Here is a 21,150-nt window from a genome sequence, read left to right as displayed (position 1 = left end):
CTTGCGTTTCCGACTCTATCAGATCTTTCCGATCCGATTTCCTCGGTGCTTTCCAGGTTCCCGCTTCCGCGTTTCCCTTTCCGGCGGTTCCGACTTTATCAGAAGTTCCGGGCCGTACTGACCGGCCGCTCATTTCCGATTCATCGGGAGTGGCTTCAATGAAATCAGCGTTTCAAGAAGCAGGTAGATGTTCACTGTCGCCGTCTGGGGTGGAACCCATCTCCAGGCAACTGTTCAAATCTACCTCCCCGCACTCGCCGCGTCAACGACTCCTGTGGGGCGAAGAGGAGACTAGCAGCTGAACGGACGTGGTCGCACATCCGGTGGCCGTCAGGAGGTTTAGGCCGCTGTCGGAACGGTGGCGCTGCGCTCTGCTGCCTCGACGTCACCGGTGTCTCCGGCTCGGGCGGCACGACCGCCCAGGACGTAGACGTAGGCCAGGAAAGCCAGTTCGGCGGCGACTCCGATGGTGATGCGTGCCCAGGTGGGGAGGCCGGACGGGGTGACGAAGCCTTCGATGGCGCCGGAGACGAAGAGGACCAGGGCGAGGCCGATGGCCATGCCGATGGCGGCGCGGCCCTCTTCCGCCAGAGCCGTGCGTCGCGTGCGGGGGCCCGGATCGATGAGGGTCCAGCCGAGGCGCAGGCCGGTGCCCGCGGCCACGAAGACCGCGGTCAGTTCCAGCAGGCCGTGCGGGAGGACCAGGCCGAGGAAGGTGTCGAGTCGGCCGGCCGAGGACATCAGGCCGAAGCCGATGCCGAGGTTGAGCATGTTCTGGAAGAGGATCCAGATGACCGGGAGTCCCAGGAAGACCCCGAGGATCAGGCACAGGGCGGCGGCCCAGGCGTTGTTCGTCCAGACCTGGGCGGCGAAGCTGGCAGCCGGGTGGCTGGAGTAGTAGGTCTCGTACTGGCCACCGGGGCGGGTGAGCTCGCGTAGTTCGCTGGGGGCCGCGATGGACGCCTGTACTGGAGGGTGGGTGCCGATCCACCAGCCCAGGAGCGCGGCCACGGCCGTGGACAGGAGCGCGGTGGGTACCCACCAGTGGCGTGACTTGTAGACGGCGGCGGGGAAGCTCTGGGCGAGGAAGCGGGTGACGTCGCGCCAGGAGGCACGTCGGGTGCCTGTCACAGCGCTACGCGCGCGTGCCACCAGGTGACTGAGCCGACCGGTCAGCTGGGGGTCGGGGGCGCTGGACTGGATCAGGGAGAGGTGTGTGGCGGTGCGCTGGTAGAGAGTGACGAGTTCGTCGGCTTCGGCGCCGTTGAGGCGGCGCTGGCGACGCAGCAGGGCTTCGAGGCGGTCCCACTCCGCTCGGTGGGCGGAGACGAAGACGTCGAGGTCCATCGGTGTGCCTGCTCCTCGGCTGTTCGTCGGCGACTCGTCGTGGATCAGCTTGTCGTACTGCGGCGCGATGCGCCCTCAGCTTGGCAGACTGGCCCTGTTCGGGGCAGGGCAGGGGAAGGACGGCGGGCGTGAGTGAGCTGGTGACGGGCGAGGCTGTGGCGTTGGAGCTGCGCCCCGCGAGGCTGCCCAGCAGGGCGCTGGCCGTGCTGCTCGACCTTGTGGCGGCCATGGCCGTCTATGTGGCGGTGACCATCGTGCTGGTGACTTCCACGGCCTCGCTCGACGAGGCGGCGCAGACGGCTCTGTCGATCGCGACGTTCGTTCTCGTGCTGGTGGGTGCGCCGATCGCGGTGGAGACGCTCAGTCACGGGCGGTCGCTCGGGAAGATGGCGTGCGGTCTGCGTGTGGTGCGGGACGACGGGGGTCCGATCCGCTTCCGTCATGCGCTGGTGAGGGGCTTGATCGCGGTGATCGAGATCCTCATGACCTTCGGGATCATCGCCTGTATCGCCTCGTTCGTGTCGGCGCGTGGGCGGCGGCTGGGAGATGTGTTCGCAGGGACTCTTGTCGTACGGGAGCGGATTCCGGTCACGCGGACCGGGTTTGTGCCGCCTCCTCCGCCCTGGCTGGCGGGACGGTTCTCGGGGCTCGATCTGTCCGCGGTGCCCGACGGGCTGTGGCTCGCCGTCCGTCAGTATCTGACGCGGATGCAGCAGTTGGATCCGCAGGTGGGCTGGTCGATGGCGGAGCGGCTGGCGTCGGATCTCGCGGAGCGTACGGGGGCACCGGTGCCGCAGGGTGTTCCGCCGGCGGCGTATCTGGCGGCGGTCGTGCAGGAGCGGCAGGCGCGGGAGTCCCGGCGGGCTTTCGGGAGCGGTGCGGCCCCGGCTCCCGCTCCGGCTGGGCAAGGGCCTCCGGCCGCGTACGGACCGCCGGCTGCTGACGTGCCGCCCGTTGTGGCGCCTGGTGCGGCGTCCGAGTCGTCTGGTGGGGGCCGGCCTGTGGAGGCGCCGGAGGTTCCGGCGGGTGAGCGTCCCGGCACCGGGTTCGTGCCGCCGGCTTAGTGAGAGCGGGGCTGTCCGCTCAGCCGCGGCTGCCTGGTCAGGTGAATGCCGACGGCGGTGATTCGAGGTCCTCGAGCTCGATGCCGGGGGCCGCGAGCACCACATCGCCCGCGATGTGCACGGCGTGCTGCTCGCCCGTGTCCAGGTCTGTGACCTGGTATTCGTCCACGGTCAGAGGGCCGTTGTCAGTGGCGTGTGCTTCTCTCTTCACCAAGGACCACGACTGGTCCACGGTGCGGGGGGCGAGGACCGGGTCCGTGAAGGCGACGAGACGTACGCGGGTGGCGGCTGCGGAGGGGGTGAGGCGCAGGAGACGGGCGGTGGCGACGAGGAACGCCGGGGAAGTGCCGGTGAAGGCATGGGCGCGCACGTTGCCTTCGGTGGCCTCGATCCCGGTGGGGTCGGTGCGGACCCAGGTGACGCCGTCGAGGGCGGCGCCGCGGACTTGCCAGGCGGAGGCGTGGAGTTCGAGGCGGATGGGGCGGCCGAGTTCGTCGAGGGTGAGGTCGACGGAGCCGTGGTGATCGCCCGAGGGGGTGGTCAGCTGGGAGACGTAGCGCCAGCCGGAGGGGCCGGTGGCGCAGTGGAAGTGCTCTTCTGCGAGGGGGGTGTGATCGTGCGGATCGTGGAGCGAATAACGGCCGCGGGGCATGGGGGTCGTCCTGGGGCTTGACGGGCCGGCCCGGTCACTGGTCCGGGAAAGGGGCAGGCCCCCGGCACGGGGGTGCGGGGGCCTGCCTCGAAGGACCTGCTGCCGGGCGGCGCGGCTCAGTAGCGGTAGTGGTCCGGCTTGAACGGGCCCTCGACCTGGACGCCGATGTACTCGGCCTGCTCGGGGCGGAGCGTGGTCAGCTTCACGCCGAGCGAGTCGAGGTGCAGGCGGGCGACCTTCTCGTCGAGGTGCTTGGGCAGCACGTAGACGCCGGTCGGGTACTCGTCGGGCTTGGTGAACAGCTCGATCTGGGCCAGGGTCTGGTCCGCGAAGGAGTTGGACATCACGAACGACGGGTGGCCGGTGGCGTTGCCCAGGTTCAGCAGGCGGCCCTCGGAGAGGACGATGAGCACCTTGCCGTCGGGGAACGTCCAGGTGTGGACCTGCGGCTTGACCTCGTCCTTGACGATGCCGGGGATCTTAGCGAGGCCGGCCATGTCGATCTCGTTGTCGAAGTGGCCGATATTGCCGACGATCGCCTGGTGCTTCATCTTGGCCATGTCCGAGGCCATGATGATGTCCTTGTTGCCGGTCGTGGTGACGAAGATGTCGGCCTTGTCGACGACCTCGTCGAGGGTCGTGACCTGGTAGCCGTCCATCGCCGCCTGGAGCGCGCAGATCGGGTCGATCTCGGTGATGATCACGCGGGCGCCCTGGCCGCGCAGGGACTCCGCACAGCCCTTGCCCACGTCGCCGTAGCCGAAGATGACCGCGGTCTTGCCGCCGATGAGGACGTCGGTGGCGCGGTTGATGCCGTCGACGAGCGAGTGGCGGCAGCCGTACTTGTTGTCGAACTTCGACTTGGTGACAGCGTCGTTGACGTTGATCGCCGGGAACAGGAGGTTGCCGTCGCGCTGCATCTCGTACAGGCGGTGGACGCCGGTCGTGGTCTCCTCGGTGACACCGCGGATCTCCGAGGCGAGCTGGGTCCACTTCTGGGAACCGTCGGTGATGGTGCGGTTGAGGAGTTCGAGGATGACGCGGTGCTCGTCGTTCTCGGCGGTGTCGACGGCGGGGACCTTGCCGTCCTTCTCGTACTCGACGCCCTTGTGGACGAGGAGGGTGGCGTCACCGCCGTCGTCGAGGATCATGTTCGGGCCGCCGGTGGGGGTGTCCGGCCAGGTCAGCGCCTGCTCCGTGCACCACCAGTACTCCTCCAGGGTCTCGCCCTTCCAGGCGAAGACCGGGACGCCCTGCGGGTTGTCGGGCGTGCCGTTCGGGCCGACGGCGATGGCGGCCGCGGCGTGGTCCTGGGTGGAGAAGATGTTGCATGAGGCCCAGCGGACCTGCGCGCCCAGGGCGACCAGGGTCTCGATGAGCACGGCGGTCTGCACGGTCATGTGCAGGGAGCCGGTGACACGGGCGCCGGCGAGGGGCTGCGCCTCGGCGTATTCCTTGCGGATCGCCATCAGGCCCGGCATCTCGTGCTCGGCGAGGGTGATCTCCTTGCGGCCGAAGTCGGCCAGGGAGAGGTCGGCGACCTTGAAGTCCTGTCGGTTGTCGACAGTCGTCATTGCGAGCTGCTCCTCGGAGTTGGGTCGAGGTGTATACGGCTGGTCTGCGCGGCGGCGGACACAGGGGTGCCCAGGGAGGACACTGGCATGCCCGCGTACACGCAGCGCAGTCCGTCGGAGGCCCTCTCTCCCTCGGCCGGTCCGCGGTGGGACCGCCCGACCGCCATCAGCAGCGACGTCTGGCTCCGTCCCAAGCTACACCGGGAGGCCGCACCGTCCCCAGTCCGCATCCGAACAGATCGCGCCATCGAGGCGATGAGCGGGCGCGATAACAGGACACCAACGAACAGTCGACAGGAGGCGACAAAGCAGAACTATCAGGGATCTTTTGGCCTTTGAGTCTGCGGCGGCGTGGTGCAGGATGCCCGGGAGATCTGAACAACTGATCGATCTTGCGGGGCGTCCGGGACGGCGATTCCGCATGACAAAGGCGTTAGGAGATCGACGTGACCAGTCCGGCCGGCCCTCCCCCCACGGGCAGCGGCAATGGTGAGCGGCAGCGGTTGAAGCTGCTCGCGGTGACCGCATGCCCGACCGGCATCGCCCACACGTACATGGCGGCTGAGAAGCTCGCGCAGGCCGCCGAGAGTCGCGGCATCGAGATGAAGGTGGAGACGCAGGGATCCATCGGGGCTGAAAACGTCCTCGATGACAACGATGTCAAGCACGCCGACGGCATCATCGTCGCCGCGGACAAGGACGTGGACCTGAGCCGTTTCGCGGGGAAGCGGGTCCTGACCGTCGGGGTGGCGGAGGGCATTCGTCACCCGGAGCAGCTGATCGAGCGGGTGCTGTCGGCGCCCGTGCACGCGGCAGGGGGCACCCCCACGGCTCCCGCTGCCGGTGGCGGCAAGGAGCGGAGCGTCGGGTACAAGGCGCTGATGAACGGGGTCAGTTACATGATCCCGTTCGTCGTGGTCGGCGGGCTGCTGATCGCGATCTCGCTCTCGCTCGGCGGGCACACCGACCCGTCGGGGGGTCTGGTCATCCCGAAGGACTCCTTCTGGATGGACGTGAACAACATCGGCGTCATCGGCTTCACGCTGATGGTGCCGATCCTGTCCGGCTACATCGCGTATGCCATCGGGGACCGGCCCGCCCTCGTGCCCGGCATGATCGGCGGCTGGATCGCCAACACCGGTGAGTTGTACGACTCCAAGGCGGGCGCCGGGTTCATCGGAGCGATCGTGACCGGGTTCCTCGCCGGGTATCTGGTGTTGTGGATCAAGAAGGTCAAGGTTCCGAAGTTCGCGCAGCCGATCATGCCGATCATCGTGATCCCGATCGTGGCGACCACGGCTCTGGGGCTGTTCTTCATCTACGTCATCGGCAAGCCGATCTCCTGGGTGTTCGAGCACCTGACCGACTGGCTCAGCGGGATGACCGGTACCAGCGCGATCCTGCTCGGCGCGATTCTGGGGCTCATGATCGCGTTCGACATGGGCGGGCCGGTCAACAAGACGGCGTTCCTGTTCGGGGCGGGCCTCATCGCGACCGGCAACCAGACGGTCATGGGCATGTGCGCGGCCGCGATCCCGGTCATGCCGCTGGGGCAGGGCCTGGCCACGCTGATACGGAAGCGGCTGTACACCGAGCAGGAGCGGGAGACCGGGTTCGCCGCACTGTTCATGGGGTGCTTCGGGATCTCGGAGGGTGCGATCCCGTTCGCGGCGGCGCGGCCCGCGCAGGTCATCCCCGCCAACATGCTGGGCGGCGCGGTCGCCGGTGCGATCGCAGGAGTCGCCGGGGTCGAGGACGCGGTGCCGCACGGTGGGCCGATCGTGGCCGTGCTGGGTGCGGTGAGCGGCGTGCCGATGTTCTTCGTGGCCGTGGTGATCGGCTCGGTCGTCACCGCGCTGACGACGGTGGCCCTCGTCGACCTGGGTGAGCGCAAGCGGCGCGGGGAGGCGGCGGGCTTCGGTGCGGGTGCCGCCGGGCTTGAGCCCGCGCCGGCCGGAGTGCCCAGTGGCGGTGGCGGTGGCGGTGGCGGTGCAGTCGTAGCGCCGGCGGCCGTACGTGGGCCGGCGACTGCCGCTGCTGCCGCGAGCGGTGCCACAGCCGTGGCGGATGAAGCGGCAGTGCCCGAGCCGTCCGGCCTCGGTGGCGCGTCCGCCGAGGTGCTCTCCGGTCACCTCACCGAGCAGACCGTCAAGGTCGGCCTCGAAGCGGGCGACAAGGAGGCCGCCATCCGGGAGATGGCGGAGCTGCTGGCTCGGACCGGCAAGGTCGCGGACCTGGAGGAACTGGTGGCGACCGCGCTGCGGCGGGAGGCGCAGGGCACGACCGGGCTCGGTGAGGAGATCGCGATTCCGCACGCCAAGACGGATGCGGTGACGGAGCCGGTCGTCGGTTTCGCGCGGTCCGCGCAGGGCGTCGAGTGGGGCTCGCTTGACGGTACGAAGGCGAGGCTGGTGTTCATGATCGCCGTACCGGAGGCGGCGGCGGGTGACGAGCATCTGCGGATTCTGGCGCTGCTGTCGCGGAAGTTGATGGACGCCGGGTTCCGGGAGCGGCTGCTGGCAGCCTCGGGCGAATCGGCCCTCCTCGAGGTGCTGCGCGAGGTCGAGTAGTCGAGTAGGAGGATGCGCGTGGGGCCCGCCGATTTGGTTCGGCGGGCCCCACGTGTGTCCGGGCGGTGCTCCTGCGGGACGTCAGTGTCCGGCGTCGCTCGGCGTCGGTCCCCCGGGCGTCGCCTCGGGGTCGGAGCCCTTGGCGGCTTCGGTCTCGCTGTAGATGTCCGGCTCGAGGTAGATCACACGGGCGATCGGGACGGCCTCGCGGATGCGGGACTCGGCGGCGTTGATCGCGGCGGCGATCTCGGTGGCCGTCTCCTCGTGGCGGACGGCGATCTTCGCGGCGACGAGGAGTTCCTCGGGGCCGAGGTGGAGCGTGCGCATGTGGATGATGCGGGTGACCGTGTCGCCGTCGACGAGGGCCGTCTCGATCTTCTGCGTCTCCTCGACGCCGGCGGACTCGCCGAGCAGCAGCGACTTGGTCTCGGCGGCGAGGACCAGGGCGATAAGGATGAGCAGGATGCCGATGCAGAGCGTGCCGACGCCGTCCCAGACGCTGTCGCCGGTGAGCAGGGCGAGGCCGACGCCGCCGAGGGCGAGGATCAGGCCGACGAGGGCGCCGAGGTCCTCCAGGAGGACGACCGGGAGCTCGGGGGCCTTGGCGTGGCGGACGAACTCCGTCCAGGAGCGGCGCCCGCGCAGGACGTTGGACTCCTTGATGGCGGTGCGGAAGGAGAAGGTCTCGGCGATGATCGCGAAGACCAGGACGCCGACCGGCCAGTACCAGTTCGTCAGCTCGTGCGGGTGCTTGATCTTCTCGTAGCCCTCGTAGAGGGCGAACATGCCGCCGACCGAGAAGAGGACGATGGAGACGAGGAAGGCGTAGATGTAGCGCTCGCGGCCGTAGCCGAAGGGGTGTTGCGGGGTGGCCTCGCGCTTCGCCTTCTTGCCGCCGAGGAGGAGCAGTGCCTGGTTGCCGGAGTCGGCGAGCGAGTGCACGGACTCGGCGAGCATCGAGGACGAGCCGCTGAAGAGGAACGCCACGAACTTCGCTACCGCGATCGCGAGGTTGGCGGCCAATGCCGCCACGATCGCCTTGGTGCCGCCTGACGCGCTCATATGTTCGCGTTGTCCCTTCGTACGCCGTTTCAGGGCCCGGGTGCGTCGCCCGTGGCTTTGCCCGTGCTTGACGGTGGGCCATTGTTGCAGCCCGCTCCGGCGGGAGCGCGCCAGGTCACCGTCCAGGGAGGTCAGGCGATGACCGTGGCCCGGAAGAGCGTGCCGGTTCCGGACACTTCGGCCTTTTCGCCGGCCGGGACGAAGACGGACCGGCCCGGGGTGAGGTCGTGCTCGCCCGCGCGGACGGCGCCGGCCGTGCAGAGCAGGATCTGCGGGGTCGGGCGGGTGAGGTCGTGGGTGGCGCCGGCCTCGGGCAGGACGTAGCGGGAGAGGCGGAACTCGTCGATCGGGGTCTCGTAGACCTCCTCGCCGTCCGGGGAGGCCTCGGGGCGCAGGACGCCGGGGTCGCCGGCGCGGAAATGGACGATGCGCAGGAGTTCGGGGACGTCGACGTGCTTGGGGGTGAGGCCGCAGCGCAGGACGTTGTCGGAGTTGGCCATGATCTCCACGCCGAGGCCGTCGAGGTAGGCGTGCGGGACGCCGGCGCCGAGGTAGAGGGCCTCGCCGGGCTGGAGCCGGACGTGGTTGAGCAGCATCGCGGCGATGACGCCGGGGTCGCCCGGGTAGTGGTGGGCGATGTCGGCGTAGGGGGCGTAGGCGCCGCCGAGGCGGTCGCAGGCGGCGGCCGCTTCCTGGACCGTGCGGGACATCTCGTCGGGGTCGGCGGTGAGGATCGCCGTGAGGACCTCGCGCAGGGCCGCGTCCTCGGGGTGGGCGTGCAACAGGTCGACGTACGGCTTGAGGGAGTCGACGCCGAGGTCGTCGAGCAGGCCGGCTGCCTCGAGCGGGTCACGGAAGCCGCACAGCCCGTCGAACTCGGTGAGCGCGCAGATCAGTTCGGGCTTGTGGTTGGCGTCCTTGTAGTTGCGGTGCGGGGCGTCCACGGGGATGGAGCGGCGCTCCTCGTCCGCGTAGCCCTCCTTCGCCTGCGCCAGGTCGGGGTGGACCTGGAGGGAGAGCGGGGCTCCGGCGGCGAGGATCTTGAGGAGGAAGGGCAGGCGGGGGCCGAACTTGGCGACGGCGGCCGGACCCAGTTCCTTCTCGGGGTCGGCGTCGACGACCTCGACGAGCGTGCCCCGGCCGGTGCGCGAGGGTGCGCCCGGGTGGGCGCCCATCCACATCTCCGCCTGCGGCTCGCCGGTCGGTTCGGCACCGAGCAGGTTCGGGATGGCGGTCGGGGAACCCCAGGCGTAGGGGCGGATGGTGTTGTCGAGGCGGTCCATGGGGATCTCTCTGGTCCTGTGAGTGCGTACGTACGCCTGCTGCTCCCGGGCGGCTGCCGCGTGGGCGTCAGGGTGTCCCGGGCATGATCAGGCCCTCGAAGCGAGCGCCAGGTAAACGGCGGCGAAATCCGTGATGGCGATCAGTTCGGCGAGGGTCTCCAGCTCGTCGCCCGCCTCCGGTTCCAGTTCGCTGATCGGGGTGTCGTGGCTGAGGGCCAGGTCGCGGGCGCCGGGGGCGGCGGTGAGGCCGCCGATGGGGCGGTCGCGGAGCAGCACCACGCGCGCGTGGAGGGCTGGTGCTTCCTCGACGCGGTCGCGGAAGAAGTCGTCGGGGTCGGCGCTGGCGGCCAGCGGGCCCGCGAGCAGGGCGCTGTGTGCGGCGAGTGCCTCGGGGAGTTCGGCGACGACGGCGGGGGTGCCGGACAGTTCGGCGAGGGCGGCGGCGAATCGGCGGCCCGCGGGTCCGGCCGAGACGCCCTCGGTCCAGACGATGGGGAGCGCGTCGGCGAGTTCGGCGGCCAGGGTCTTGGCGGCGTTGCTGTACGTCGCGATGGCGGGGCCGCAGCGTTCGGCGATGCGGTCGAGGCGGTCGGCGACCTTGCCGAGGGCGTCCGGCGGGGCGGCGAGCACGCCCGCGCGGTCCAGGAGCGCGAGGAGCGGGGTGAGCAGGGCCCACAGGACGCCGGGGGCGGACGCGGCGAAGGGCTCGTCCTGGTCGTACGGGGCGGTCGCCATGGGGACGAACAGGCCGTGCGAGCCGTTGACGGCGTCGGCGAGCGGGGACCTGCTGGGGGCTACCGCGACGACGGTGCAGCCGCGGCGGTAGGCCTGCTCGGCGAGGAGGGAGAGGCCCGGTTCGGTGCCGTCCGGGGTGGTGATCAGGAGGAGGTCCACTGAGCCGACCCAGCCGGGCAGTTCCCAGCGCAGGGCGCCCGCGGCGGGGGCGACGCCGGTGGGAGCCAGGCGGGTCACCGGGCTGCCGGCGCCGGCGAGCGCGCCGAGGAGGTCGGCCGCGTGGGTGGCGGCGGCGCCCGGGCCGGCGATCAGGACGCCGCGGGGGCGGCCGTCGGGCTTGAGGTCGTTGATGCCCGCCTCGGCGGCGTGGCGGGCGGCCGTGCGGACGCGCGCACCGGCTTCCGCGGCGCCGCGGAGCAGGTTTCGGTGGTCGGCCTCCGCGAGGCCCTCAGGGGAGTCGAGCAGCGATTCGTCGAGCATGGGGCGGCAGCCTCCGATCGCCGGGGTCCGTTATGGGGATGTCGTCCTGCCTCGGTGCCCGTTGTGCCGGGAGCCATGCGCACCGGGGGCTCACGCGGGCGGGTCCGCCCGTGTGTCCTACGCGGGGCGGCGGGCCTCGTCGACCAGGAGGACGGGGATGCCGTCGCGGACGGGGTAGGCCAGGGCGCAGCTCTGGTCGGTGCAGATCAGCTCGGTGTCCTGCTCCTTGAGCGGGGCGTGGCAGGCCGGGCAGGCGAGGATGTCCAGGAGGCCGGATTCGAGGGGCATATGGCTTCACTTCCAGGGGTCAGGGCGGTGCGGATGTGCCTGGTCAGAGTACCGCCGGTGAGGGTGGGGCGGAGGGGAAGAAGCTGAGCTCGCGGTCCTGTCAGCCCCTGATGATCGCCAGTGCCTCGTCCCTGATCCGGGCCATCGTCTCCGGGTCCCTCGCCTCCGCGTTCAGGCGCAGCAGCGGCTCCGTGTTGGAGGGGCGGACGTTGAACCACCAGTCGGCGGCGGAGACCGTGAGGCCGTCGAGGTCGTCCAGTTCGACGCCCTCGCGACTCTCGTAGGCGGAGCGGATCGCGGCGAGGCGGGCCGCCTGGTCGGTGACCGTGGAGTTGATCTCGCCGGAGCCCGCGTAGCGGTCGTACTGGGCGACGAGGGCGGAGAGCGGGCCTGCCTGGCCGCCCAGGGCCGCCAGGACGTGGAGGGCGGCCAGCATGCCCGTGTCGGCGTTCCAGAAGTCGCGGAAGTAGTAGTGCGCGGAGTGCTCGCCGCCGAAGATCGCGCCCGACCGGGCCATCTCCGCCTTGATGAAGGAGTGGCCCACGCGGGTGCGGACCGGGGTGCCGCCGTTCTCCTCGACGACCTCGGGGACCGACCAGGACGTGATCAGGTTGTGGATGATCATGCCCTTGCCGCCGTGCCTGGCCAGCTCACGGGAGGCGACCAGGGCGGTGATCGCGGACGGGGAGACCGGCTCGCCGCGCTCGTCGACGACGAAGCAGCGGTCGGCGTCGCCGTCGAAGGCGAGGCCCAGGTCGGCGCCCTCTTCGCGGACCCGCTTCCGCAGGTCGACGAGGTTGGCCGGGTCGAGGGGGTTGGCCTCGTGGTTGGGGAAGGTGCCGTCGAGCTCGAAGTACATCGGGACCAGCGTCACCGGCAGGCCGGCGAAGACCTCGGGGACCGTGTGGCCGCCCATGCCATTGCCCGCGTCGACGACGGCCTTCAGGGGGCGGACGGAGGCCAGGTCGACCAGCGAGAGCAGGTGCGCCGCGTAGTCCGACAACGTGTCGCGGCCGGTGATCGTTCCCGTCTTCGCGGCCGGCTCCGGGGCACCCGACTCGCTCCAGGCCTCGACGAGTTCGCGGATCTCCGCGAGGCCGGTGTCCTGGCCGACCGGGGCGGCGCCCGCGCGGCACATCTTGATGCCGTTGTACTGGGCCGGGTTGTGGGAGGCGGTGAGCATGGCGCCCGGCAGGTCCAGCGCGCCCGAGGCGTAGTACAGCTGGTCCGTCGAGCACAGCCCGATCTCCGTCACATCGGCGCCCTGCGCTGCGGCCCCGCGCGCGAAGGCACGCGACAGGCCCGGCGAGGAGGGCCGCATGTCGTGCCCGGTCGCGATGGCACTCGCACCGGTGACCCGGACGAAGGCCGCCCCGAAGAGCTCCGCCAGGGACTCGTCCCACTGGTCCGGGACGACCCCGCGTACGTCGTACGCCTTCACGACCTGCGACAGATCAGCAGCCACGGCCAACCTTCCTGAAAAAGTACTGTCGGTCGGCCCAAACTACCCCCGCCCGCTGACAGCGCGCCGGGCGGACGCCGGAGGACGCCCCGGCGTCCCCTCAGGTCAGGGCAGCATCCAGCCCAGGACCGGCGTGCTCTGGCCGACCACGATCAGGCACATGACCAGCAGGAGGCCCAGGCTCCACGGCAGTACCTTGCGCAGCAAGTCGCCCTCCCGGCCCGCGAGTCCGACGGCCGCGCAGGCGATGGTGAGGTTCTGCGGGGAGATCATCTTGCCGAGGACACCGCCGGAGCTGTTGGCGGCGGCCAGCAGGTCGGGGGAGAGTCCGGACTCGCGGGCTGCGGTCACCTGGAGGGCGCCGAAGAGGGCGTTGGCCGAGGTGTCGGATCCGGTCACGGCGACTCCGAACCAGCCGAGGACGGGTGAGAGGAACGCCAGTCCGGCTCCGGCCGCCGCGACGAAGTGGCCGATCGTCGCCGCCTGGCCGGAGAGGTTCATGACATAGGCGAGCGCCAGCACGGAGGTCACGGTCAGGATCGCGAAGCGCAGCTCGTGGACGGTCGCGAGCCATTCCTTGACCGCCACGCGCGCGTGCACCCCGATGACGGCGGCCGTGCAGACGCCGGCGAGGAGCACCAGCGTGCCGCCGGTCGACACGATCGGCCAGGTGAAGACGTTGCCGCTGACCGGGTCGCCGTCCGGCCCCGCCACGTTCAGGAAGGGCCAGTCGTAGGTCTGGGTGGTCTTGGCGAGCCAGTCCTTGAGGGCCGGTATCTGCGCGACGGAGAAGATCACGACGATCAGCGCGTAGGGGGCGTAGGCGCGCAGGATCTCGCGGGGCGGGTCCTCCTGGTCGAGTTCCTCGCTGCGGGCGCCGGTCAGCACGGAGGCGCGTACGGCCTCGGCGGCGGGCACGCGCGCGTGCGGTACGGCGACCAGGGCGCCCGCGCCGGCGAGGGCGGCGCCGATGTCGGCGAGTTGGGCGGAGACGTAGTTGGAGGCGGCGAACTGGGCGACGGCGAAGGCGACTCCGCACGCCAGGGCGGGCACCCAGGTCTCGCGCAGCCCGCGTCGGCCGTCCACGAGCCAGACCAGCACCAGGGGCACCACGAGGGCCAGCAGCGGTGTCTGACGGCCCACCACGGACGCCACGGAGTCCAGCGGCAGTCCGGTGACCTGGGCGAGGGTGACGACCGGGGTGCCCATCGCGCCGAAGGCCACGGGGGCGGTGTTGGCGACCAGGGCGACGACGGCGGCGCGCACCGGTTCGAAGCCGAGGGCGACCAGCATGACCGCGCTGATCGCGACGGGCGCCCCGAAGCCGGCGAGTGCCTCCAGCAGCGCTCCGAAGCAGAAGGCGATGACGAGCGCCTGGATGCGCGGGTCGTCGGAGAGCCGCCCGAAGGACCGGCGCAGGATGTCGAAGTGCCGGGTGCGGACGGTCATCCGGTAGACCCACAGGGCGTTGACGACGATCCACAGGATGGGGAAGAGGCCGAAGACGGCGCCCTGGGCGGCGCTGGAGAGGGTCTGGCCGAGGGGCATGCCGTACGCGAGCCAGGCGACGAGCACGGCGGCGAGGAGGCCGGTCAGGCCTGCCAGGTGCGCCTTGAGGCGGACGCCGCCGAGCAGGACCAGGACGATCACGAGGGGCAGGGCGGCCACGAGGGCGGACACGCCCAGTGAGCCGGCGACGGGTTCCAGTTCCTGGACGTACAACGGGCGCCTCCCCGGTTTCCGTCATGTGAAAGCGATTTCTCGCGTCCTCAAACGGAATGGTCATGTCCGCGACAAGCTCGCGTCAATGGGTGTGCGCGAGACAGCAGCCGAACGGGCGCTCAGTTGTCGGGGGACCGCAGGACCCGCAGATGACCGCGCCGCGCGACCTCCATCGGGTCGGCCGCACGTCCTCCGCCGCCGGCCCCGGCCGCCCGCTCCTGGGGGCGGGCCGCCTCTCGCACGGCGTTCGCAAGGGCTTCCAGGTCGTCGCCGCTGGGGCGGGCCGGAGCGGAGCCGTCGAGGAGCCGGACGACCTCCCAGCCGCGCGGGGCGGTGAGGCGCTCGGAGTGCTCGGCGCACAGGTCGTAGCAGTGGGGTTCGGCGTAGGTGGCGAGCGGGCCGAGGACCGCGGTCGAGTCGGCGTAGACGTACGTCAGCGTCGCGACGGCGGGACGGCCGCAGGCGGTGCGCGAACAGCGACGTACAGGGCTCACGATGTTGGACGGTACCGCACTCTTGAGCGGGCCGCGACGACTCTCCACCACGTCACTCCACCGTGTCGCGTTGTGAAACGCCCCACACGCCCCTGGCGGCACACCCGGCTGACCTGCCAGGACACCGTCGTCCGGGGTGTCGGACGAGCCCGCGAGCGGTCAAGAGTCGTCACAAAATCGTCAATTGCCGTGACGTCGCCGGTCTCGGCGGGATACGGAATCAAGCCCAACCTTGGCTGGAATGGTCATGTAACGACATGCCGTGCGGGTCGGCCGGAAGCCGTCCGTGGCGCCGCGCGGTGCCGGGCACACGCGCGTGGCGGGGACTACCCTTCAGCGGTGATGGACAAGCCCGTAACGCCCCGTGCCGCCGCCCCCGGGCCCCGCCGTCGTGATCGCCACGGCCGGGGCATGCGCGGCCCGATCGCACCGCCGCAGGTGCCGCTCGCCGCGAGCCGCGCGGAGGCGTTCGCGGATCTGGTGCAGGACTCCGTGGAGCGTCTGGAGCGGCGGTGGCCGCAGCTCGCCGACATCGATTTCCTGGTCCTGGAGGTGCCGCGGCTCGACGGGCCCGGCGAGGCCTGGAACGAGGAGGCGGTTCCGCTCGGCGGCACGATCAGTGCGCGCGAGGGACGCCCCGCGCGCGTGGTGGTCTACCGGCGGCCGGTCGAGATCCGCACCAAGGGGCGCGACGAGCGGGCGGCGCTGGTGCACGAGGTCGTCGTCGAGCAGGTCGCCGAGCTGCTGGGGCTGACGCCGGAGACGGTGGACCCGCGGTACGGCGAGGACCAGGGCTGAGACGTACGGGCCGGCCCGTACGTCCCCTCCCCGCGCCTGTTACCTCTGCAGCACCGACAGGTCCTCGTCCGCCTCCGGTACCGCCACCGTCCCCCAGTCGTCGGGGAGGGTCTGCACGGTGAAGGCGGGGACGCCGCCCTCGTTCGCCGTCAGGGTGCGGGCGCCGTAGACCGGGCCGCCGGAGACCGGTTCGACCGTGAGCGCGTAGGTGCCCTTGAGGCCGCCGGGGGCCGGGGGCTCGATGTCCTGGGTCGTGCCGGCCTTGATCGTGTACGTCTTCGACACCGGGGTGCCGCCCTCGCTGCCCGCCGAGGCGGTGACCTTGACCGTGGCGGCACGGCCGGGGGCGGTCAGGGACAGGGTGCTGCCCTTGGCGTTGTTGTCGGCGGACGTCGCGCGCGTGCCGACGGGGCGGGTGGCCGGGATGAACGCCGTCTCCTGCTTGTCGCCCTTGCCCCGTACGACCCGCAGGGCCGCCACGACCGGCACGGACTGGTCCGTCGGCGTCAGTACCAGGGAGCCCGCCTCGCCGCGTGTGACGTCGCCGAGGTCGACGGCGGTGGTCATGCCGCCCTTGACGTGCACCGTCTCGTGCCCGGCCGGGGTGATCAGCCCTGAGGGGGAGGCGAGGCGCACCTTCAGGTCCGCGTCGGCGTCGCCGGGGGTGAAGGCGACCAGGCGCACGGAGGTGGCGTCCTTGGGGATGCCGGGCAGGACCAGGCTGCCCGAGGGGTCCGTGGACGCGGCCAGCCAGTCGCCGCCGAGCTTGTCGTCCAGGGCCTGCACGGAAGCTCCGACGCGTCCGCTGCGGACGTTGACGTGCACGGTGAGGTTGGTCTGTTCCTCGTCCGTGAGCGTGGACAGCAGGACCGGCTCGCTGGAGTGCGGCTGGACGGTGATGCCCTCCCCCACCGGGGACTGAAGGGTGCCGTCCTTGCCGTAGAGCTCGATGTCGACCACGGCGGCCGAGTCGTCGGGGTTCGTCAGGTGGACGTAGTCGGTGCGGTCGGCCGCCGTGCTGGCGCCCGGGAACCAGAAACTCGTGTCCGGGGCCGCGCAGTTGACGCCCTGAAGGCCGCGCCCGGTCCCGGCGGCGACCTCGGTGGTCTCCTGGACGGTCCAGCCGGGCGCGAACCTGCCGTCGGCGGTCCCGACGAGCGCGGGCGCGTCGGGACCCGAGCTGTCCCCGGTGACCGGCTTGCCGGGCTCCTTGGGGGTCAGCACGGGCTTCCCGGACTTGCCCTTGACCGAAGCCTGGAGTTCGGCCTTGCCGCCGCTCTCCGTGCCCTTCGTGACGGGCGTGAAGGACGTGTAGGACGTCTCGGCGAGGTCGGACGTGCTGGGCGCCGGGCACAGCAGGCTCGTGCGCTCCACGGGCAGTTGGGCGGCCGCCTTGGCGGTGGCGTCCGTGCCCGGGTCGTCCGGGGCGGACAGCGCGGCGAAGCCGGTGACGGCGGCGAGCGCGGTCACGCCGGCGATCAGGGACAGGGTGGTGCGGTTCACTGCTGGCTCCCGTCGGGACGCTCACTGCCCGTGCCGTGGGGGTGGTGCTGCTCCTGCGCGGGGTCGTACGGCGTGCCGTAGCCCTGGTTGTAGGCCTGGTCGTAGCCCGCCGGGTCGTACTGCGGTGCCTGGGGCGAGCCGCCGTACGCGTACGGGTCGTACTGGCCGCCCTGGTACGGATCCGCCTGGTACTGCCCGCCGTAGGCGTCCGCCGGGTGCGGGGCGGCCTGGTACTGGTCGCCGTAGCCCGGGTACTCGCCGCCCGGGTAGCCCGCGCCGTCCCACTGACCGTAGTTCTGCTGCTGGGGAACGGCCGCCGGGGGCTGCTCGGGCGGCGGGGGCGGGAACTCCCCGGGACCGGCCGCTCCTTCCGCCTCGGTCTCGGCCTCGGCCTGGGCGCGCAGGCGGCGGGCGCGGCGGCCCTCGCCGGCGACCGCCGGGGCCGGGACGACCGGCTCCTCGGGCATGTCGTCGTCGACGTCGCGGCGCCGGCCGGGCAGGGCGAGCACCACGAGGACGACGGCGAGCAGGCCCTGCGTCCACAGCCACACGGTGTGGCCGACCGGGTCGTCGTAGGTGACGTCCAGCGTGCCGCCGGTGGCGGGGAGTTCGAAGCCCTGGGCCCAGCCGTCGACCGTGGTGCGGGTCAGCGGCTTGCCGTCCAGAGTGGCGGTCCAGCCGTCGGCGGCGGTGTCGGCGAGGCGCAGCACCCGTCCGTCGGCGCCGGTCGGGATGGTGGTGTGGATGTCGACGGGCCCGGCGGCGACGGGCTGCGGGGTGCCGGATCCGGCGGCGGGGACGATGGCGGCGCGCGCGACCTGCCGGTCGAGGCGCCACAGCGCTCCGCCGCCCTGCTGGCTGAGCCGGGTCAGGCCGGGCGTGGCGTCCAGGACGCGGGTGACCTCGCGGGGCGCGCCCTGGTGGACGAGGACGTAGCGCACGGCGAAGCCGCCGAGCTGGTCGGCCTGGTCGGCGCCGGAGCCGGCGACGAGGTTGGCGACGACCTTGTCGAGCCTGCTGTTCTCGCCGTCGGCCGCGGCGACCTCGCCGTCGCCGAGGCGGGCGCCGGAGCCGCGCACGAGCATGTAGCCGACGTGGGCGCCGGAGTCGCTGTCGAGGACGAGGGTGCGGGCCTGGTCGCGGCTGCCGCTCTCCTCGGCGACGAACGCGGGCACCTGGGTCGGGTCGCGCCGCTCCAGGGGCCCGTCGGCGCCGCGGATCATCCAGCCGGAGGCGACGAGCAGCGGGCCCGCGGCCGAGGCGAAGGCGATCAGCACGGCGACCGGCTGGCGCCAGCCGAAGCTCTGCTCGGCCACGCGCGCGCGTGCCCCGTCGGCGCCGAGCGCGGCGGCCGCCAGGAGGGCGATGCCGTAGACGAGGGTCGCGGGGCCGGCCCAGGTGGAGCTGTTGGACAGGGCCGCGAAGACGAAGCCCACCAGGGCGACCGCCCAGGCCGTGCGGATGCCCGACTGGCGTTCCGAGCGCAGCAGGGCGGCGAGCGCGGCCAGCACGATGCCGATGAGCATCAGGCCGCTGACGGTGCCGGGACCGCCCGGGCTGGCGCCGAGCAGGTCGAGGGCGGAGGCGGAGGCGGCTCCGTACTCCAGGCCGGCCTGGTGGAAGAAGCCGAACGGGAGCAGCGACAGCGACCAGGGCGCGAGGACCAGCAGGGGCGTGCCGAGCTGGGCGAGGAAGCGCGTCCCGTACGCCGTGATGTCCGTCCGGCGCACGGCCAGCAGCCCCGCCCCGAGGATCAGCGCGACGGGCCACACGATCGGGGTGAACGCGGTGGCGATGGTCAGCAGCAGTGCGTACGCCCAGGTGGCGCGCCAGCTGCCCCGCGCGCCCGACGGGTTCGCCAGGCCACTGGCCGCGATGCCCGCGCGCGCGATGAGCGGCAGCAGCACGGCCAGGACGGCGGTGCCGAGGCGGCCGCCGGCGAGGGCGCCGGTGGCGGCGGGCAGGAAGGCGTAGACGACGGCCGCCCACGCGCGCAGCAGCCGGGACTCGACCAGCGGGCGGGAGGCGAAGTAGGCGGCGACACCGGCCAGCGGCACCGAGCAGACGAGCAGGACGGTGACGGCGAGGCCGGTCGAGCCGAACAGCAGGGAAGCCAGCATCGCCACGAGCGCGACGTACGGCGGCGCGGAGGAGGTGCCGCCGGCGCCGACCGGGTGCCAGGCGTCCAGGTAGCGCGCCCACAGGGCGGCGGAGTCGGCCGGGGCGGGCAGCAGGGCGCCGCCCGCGAGCGCGCCGCCGCCGAGGAGTTCACGGCAGGCGAGCAGGGAGACGAGCAGCAGGACGAGGAAGAGCACCGGGCCGGGCTTGCGCGCGATGCGCTTGAGCCGGGCGAACTGCTCGATCTGCAGGAAGTCCGCGTCGTCGCCGCCGGGGCCCGACTCGACGGCTCCGCCGTGCCGTCCGGCGCCGGAGGTGACCTCGGGGTCGGAGCTGCCGACGAGGTTGCCCGCGACCTGCTCGACGGTCATGCGGACGGTCGCGCCGGGCGGCGGGAACAGCGGCCGCAGTTCGCCCTTGTCGACCTGGGGGGTGCCTCTGACGCGCCGCCCGGCGAGGATCCGCTCGGGCCGCAGCAGGGTGCCCATGAGGCCGCGGATCTCGTCGACGGCCTGTCCGGGGACCTTGCCGACGAGGTAGGCGACGGTGCGCAGCAGGGTGCCGAGCACGACGCGCAGCAGCACCCAGGGGAGCACGGCCGTGCGTGTGTTGACGAGCAGGCTGTAGACGGCGCCGGCCTTGTCGACCTTGTGCGGGGAGGCGGAGGTGCGGCCCACGCAGTCGACGGCGCGGCGCTCCCGGGAGGCCGCCTCGGCGTGCCGGACGACGGCTTCCGGGGCGATCAGCACGCGGTGGCCCGCGGTGTGCGCGCGCCAGCACAGGTCGAGGTCGTCGCGCATGAGGGGCAGGTGCCGGTCGAAGCCGCCGAGCTGTTCGAAGATGTCGCGGCGGACGAGCATGCCGGCGGTGGACACCGACAGCACGGTCCGGACGTGGTCGTGCTGGCCCTGGTCCTGCTCCCGGTGGTCCAGGCCGGTCCAGCGGCGGCCGGAGTTGGCGATGGAGACGCCGACCTCCAGCAGCTGCCGCCGGTCGTACCAGCCGCGGAGCTTGGGGCCCACGACGGCCACGTCGTCGCGGCCCAGCTCGTACTCGTTGTCCACGACGCGCAGCAGCTGGGCCAGGGCGTCGGGCTCCGGGGCGCAGTCGTCGTGCAGCAGCCACAGCCACTGCACCGGCTCACCGTGCGGGAGCTCGGGCATGTCGTAGGCGTCGTCCCGCCATGAGCGCGTGACGGGGTCCCAGCCGCTGGGGCGCTTCAGGTACGGCAGTTCGTCCGGGGTGAGGACCGGGGCGCTGCGGCCGCACTCCTCGACGGCCTGGCCGAAGCCGGTACGGCGGGCGAGGTGCAGCACCCGGTCGGCGCCGAGCGCGTCGGTGACCAGCTGGGCGGAGGCGTCCGCGCTGCCGGTGTCGGCCCCCATCGCGTACTGGACGGGGCGCTCCTGGCCGAGCAGCCCGGCGAGCGCGTCGGGCAGCCAGCGGGCGCCGTCGTGGGAGACGAGGACCGCGGTCACCACATGACGCGGGAACTCGGGCGGGTGGGCCGGGTCAAACACGGCTGTGGCAGCGGTGTCGTGATGAGCTGCCGGGTGGCTGTGCACGGACATCGAGGTACGGGCCCCGGTTCGGTGGACTGCGGTGGACGCCTGCGACCGGCGGGGGCCGCGGGGCGTCTCGGACGAGCGCCCACACTATCGGCTGGCAGCAAGGCGGCCCGCCGCCTGTGGATAACCCACCGGCGACGGGCCGTTCACGAACCAGGGTCCGGTCAGACCGCGGCCTTCTTCAGCCGACGGCGCTCCCGCTCGGACAGGCCGCCCCAGATGCCGAATCGCTCGTCGTTGGCGAGGGCGTACTCGAGGCACTCGGAGCGGACCTCGCAGGAGAGACAGACCTTCTTGGCCTCCCGGGTCGAGCCGCCCTTCTCGGGGAAGAAGGACTCGGGGTCGGTCTGGGCGCACAGCGCGCGCTCCTGCCAGCCGAGTTCCTCGTCCGCGTCGTCGACCAGCAGTTGCTGCACCAGCTCGGTCATGT

The 21,150-nt window shown here is 71.9% G+C and carries 16 protein-coding genes; 3 read left to right on the top strand and 13 right to left on the bottom strand.

Features of this window, described 5'->3' with window-relative positions; genetic code table 11:
• Window positions 1-339 precede the first annotated feature (339 nt).
• Window positions 340-1,347: a stage II sporulation protein M gene (locus ACFT32_RS31150; protein ID WP_382495894.1), complete on the bottom strand. Its 1,008-nt coding sequence runs from the start codon at window positions 1,345-1,347 to the stop codon at window positions 340-342.
• A gap of 128 nt (window positions 1,348-1,475) precedes the next feature.
• Between ACFT32_RS31150 and ACFT32_RS31145 the strand changes: the two genes are divergently transcribed.
• Window positions 1,476-2,411 (top strand): RDD family protein, encoded by a 936-nt coding sequence (locus ACFT32_RS31145; RefSeq protein WP_382495893.1) that lies wholly within the window; start codon window positions 1,476-1,478, stop codon window positions 2,409-2,411.
• 37 nt (window positions 2,412-2,448) lie between these two features.
• Here ACFT32_RS31145 and ACFT32_RS31140 read toward each other — a convergent pair whose 3' ends face one another.
• Entirely contained in the window at window positions 2,449-3,063 is a 615-nt protein-coding gene (locus ACFT32_RS31140) for a hypothetical protein (protein ID WP_382495891.1), read from the bottom strand.
• A 116-nt stretch (window positions 3,064-3,179) separates the two neighbouring features.
• Window positions 3,180-4,637 carry an adenosylhomocysteinase gene (gene ahcY, locus ACFT32_RS31135; RefSeq protein ID WP_382495889.1) on the bottom strand — a complete coding sequence of 486 codons (1,458 nt, stop codon included), beginning with the start codon at window positions 4,635-4,637 and terminating at the stop codon, window positions 3,180-3,182.
• A gap of 446 nt (window positions 4,638-5,083) precedes the next feature.
• Between ahcY and ACFT32_RS31130 the strand changes: the two genes are divergently transcribed.
• Window positions 5,084-7,207, top strand: coding sequence for a fructose-specific PTS transporter subunit EIIC (locus tag ACFT32_RS31130; protein WP_382495887.1), 2,124 nt, complete (start codon window positions 5,084-5,086; stop codon window positions 7,205-7,207).
• Window positions 7,208-7,288: 81 nt separating this feature from the next.
• Here ACFT32_RS31130 and ACFT32_RS31125 read toward each other — a convergent pair whose 3' ends face one another.
• The 7 genes from ACFT32_RS31125 to ACFT32_RS31095 form a co-directional block, all read right to left on the bottom strand.
• Entirely contained in the window at window positions 7,289-8,269 is a 981-nt protein-coding gene (locus ACFT32_RS31125) for a cation diffusion facilitator family transporter (protein ID WP_382495885.1), read from the bottom strand.
• A gap of 131 nt (window positions 8,270-8,400) precedes the next feature.
• On the bottom strand, window positions 8,401-9,552 hold the full coding sequence (gene manA, locus ACFT32_RS31120; RefSeq protein WP_382495883.1) for a mannose-6-phosphate isomerase, class I: 1,152 nt from the start codon (window positions 9,550-9,552) through the stop codon (window positions 8,401-8,403).
• An 87-nt stretch (window positions 9,553-9,639) separates the two neighbouring features.
• Window positions 9,640-10,767 (bottom strand): SIS domain-containing protein, encoded by a 1,128-nt coding sequence (locus ACFT32_RS31115; protein ID WP_382495881.1) that lies wholly within the window; start codon window positions 10,765-10,767, stop codon window positions 9,640-9,642.
• Window positions 10,768-10,884: 117 nt separating this feature from the next.
• Window positions 10,885-11,055 carry a Trm112 family protein gene (locus ACFT32_RS31110; RefSeq protein ID WP_184598287.1) on the bottom strand — a complete coding sequence of 57 codons (171 nt, stop codon included), beginning with the start codon at window positions 11,053-11,055 and terminating at the stop codon, window positions 10,885-10,887.
• A 100-nt stretch (window positions 11,056-11,155) separates the two neighbouring features.
• Entirely contained in the window at window positions 11,156-12,520 is a 1,365-nt protein-coding gene (locus tag ACFT32_RS31105; protein ID WP_382495879.1) for a phosphomannomutase/phosphoglucomutase, read from the bottom strand.
• Window positions 12,521-12,622: 102 nt separating this feature from the next.
• Complete coding sequence (locus ACFT32_RS31100; RefSeq protein ID WP_382495877.1) at window positions 12,623-14,239, bottom strand: L-lactate permease; 1,617 nt, start codon at window positions 14,237-14,239, stop codon at window positions 12,623-12,625.
• Between the two features lie 119 nt (window positions 14,240-14,358).
• Window positions 14,359-14,781, bottom strand: a complete 423-nt coding sequence (locus tag ACFT32_RS31095) for a DUF3499 domain-containing protein (RefSeq protein WP_189726709.1) — start codon at window positions 14,779-14,781, stop codon at window positions 14,359-14,361.
• Window positions 14,782-15,075: 294 nt separating this feature from the next.
• Here ACFT32_RS31095 and ACFT32_RS31090 point away from each other — a divergent pair, with 294 nt between their 5' ends.
• On the top strand, window positions 15,076-15,531 hold the full coding sequence (locus ACFT32_RS31090) for a metallopeptidase family protein (protein WP_382495875.1): 456 nt from the start codon (window positions 15,076-15,078) through the stop codon (window positions 15,529-15,531).
• A gap of 39 nt (window positions 15,532-15,570) precedes the next feature.
• Here the strand turns inward: ACFT32_RS31090 and ACFT32_RS31085 are convergent, their stop codons facing one another.
• The 3 genes from ACFT32_RS31085 to ACFT32_RS31075 form a co-directional block, all read right to left on the bottom strand.
• A complete protein-coding gene (locus tag ACFT32_RS31085) occupies window positions 15,571-17,034 on the bottom strand; it encodes a DUF5719 family protein (protein WP_382495873.1) in 1,464 nt (487 codons plus the stop codon).
• Entirely contained in the window at window positions 17,031-20,723 is a 3,693-nt protein-coding gene (locus tag ACFT32_RS31080) for a glycosyltransferase (RefSeq protein WP_382495871.1), read from the bottom strand. Before ACFT32_RS31080 ends, ACFT32_RS31085 begins: the two co-directional genes overlap by 4 nt.
• 161 nt (window positions 20,724-20,884) lie before the next feature.
• Complete coding sequence (locus ACFT32_RS31075) at window positions 20,885-21,148, bottom strand: WhiB family transcriptional regulator (RefSeq protein ID WP_003990679.1); 264 nt, start codon at window positions 21,146-21,148, stop codon at window positions 20,885-20,887.
• Window positions 21,149-21,150 lie beyond the last annotated feature (2 nt).

The sequence above is a fragment of the Streptomyces sp. NPDC057002 genome (genome assembly GCF_042673825.1).
GTDB lineage: Bacteria > Actinomycetota > Actinomycetes > Streptomycetales > Streptomycetaceae > Streptomyces.
The sequence above is the reverse complement of the archived record's forward strand: the minus strand, read 5'-3'. Positions and strand labels throughout refer to the sequence as shown.

Bases quoted from the DNA above. Each gene is read 5' to 3' on its own strand.
- manA (WP_382495883.1), bottom strand. From the start codon at position 9,552: ATGGACCGCCTCGACAACACCATCCGCCCCTACGCCTGGGGTTCCCCG.
- ACFT32_RS31150 (WP_382495894.1), bottom strand. From the start codon at position 1,347: ATGGACCTCGACGTCTTCGTCTCCGCCCACCGAGCGGAGTGGGACCGC.
- ACFT32_RS31090 (WP_382495875.1), top strand. From the start codon at position 15,076: ATGGACAAGCCCGTAACGCCCCGTGCCGCCGCCCCCGGGCCCCGCCGT.
- ACFT32_RS31080 (WP_382495871.1), bottom strand. From the start codon at position 20,723: ATGTCCGTGCACAGCCACCCGGCAGCTCATCACGACACCGCTGCCACA.
- ACFT32_RS31075 (WP_003990679.1), bottom strand. From the start codon at position 21,148: ATGACCGAGCTGGTGCAGCAACTGCTGGTCGACGACGCGGACGAGGAA.
- ACFT32_RS31110 (WP_184598287.1), bottom strand. From the start codon at position 11,055: ATGCCCCTCGAATCCGGCCTCCTGGACATCCTCGCCTGCCCGGCCTGC.
- ACFT32_RS31140 (WP_382495891.1), bottom strand. From the start codon at position 3,063: ATGCCCCGCGGCCGTTATTCGCTCCACGATCCGCACGATCACACCCCC.
- ACFT32_RS31115 (WP_382495881.1), bottom strand. From the start codon at position 10,767: ATGCTCGACGAATCGCTGCTCGACTCCCCTGAGGGCCTCGCGGAGGCC.
- ACFT32_RS31125 (WP_382495885.1), bottom strand. From the start codon at position 8,269: ATGAGCGCGTCAGGCGGCACCAAGGCGATCGTGGCGGCATTGGCCGCC.
- ahcY (WP_382495889.1), bottom strand. From the start codon at position 4,637: ATGACGACTGTCGACAACCGACAGGACTTCAAGGTCGCCGACCTCTCC.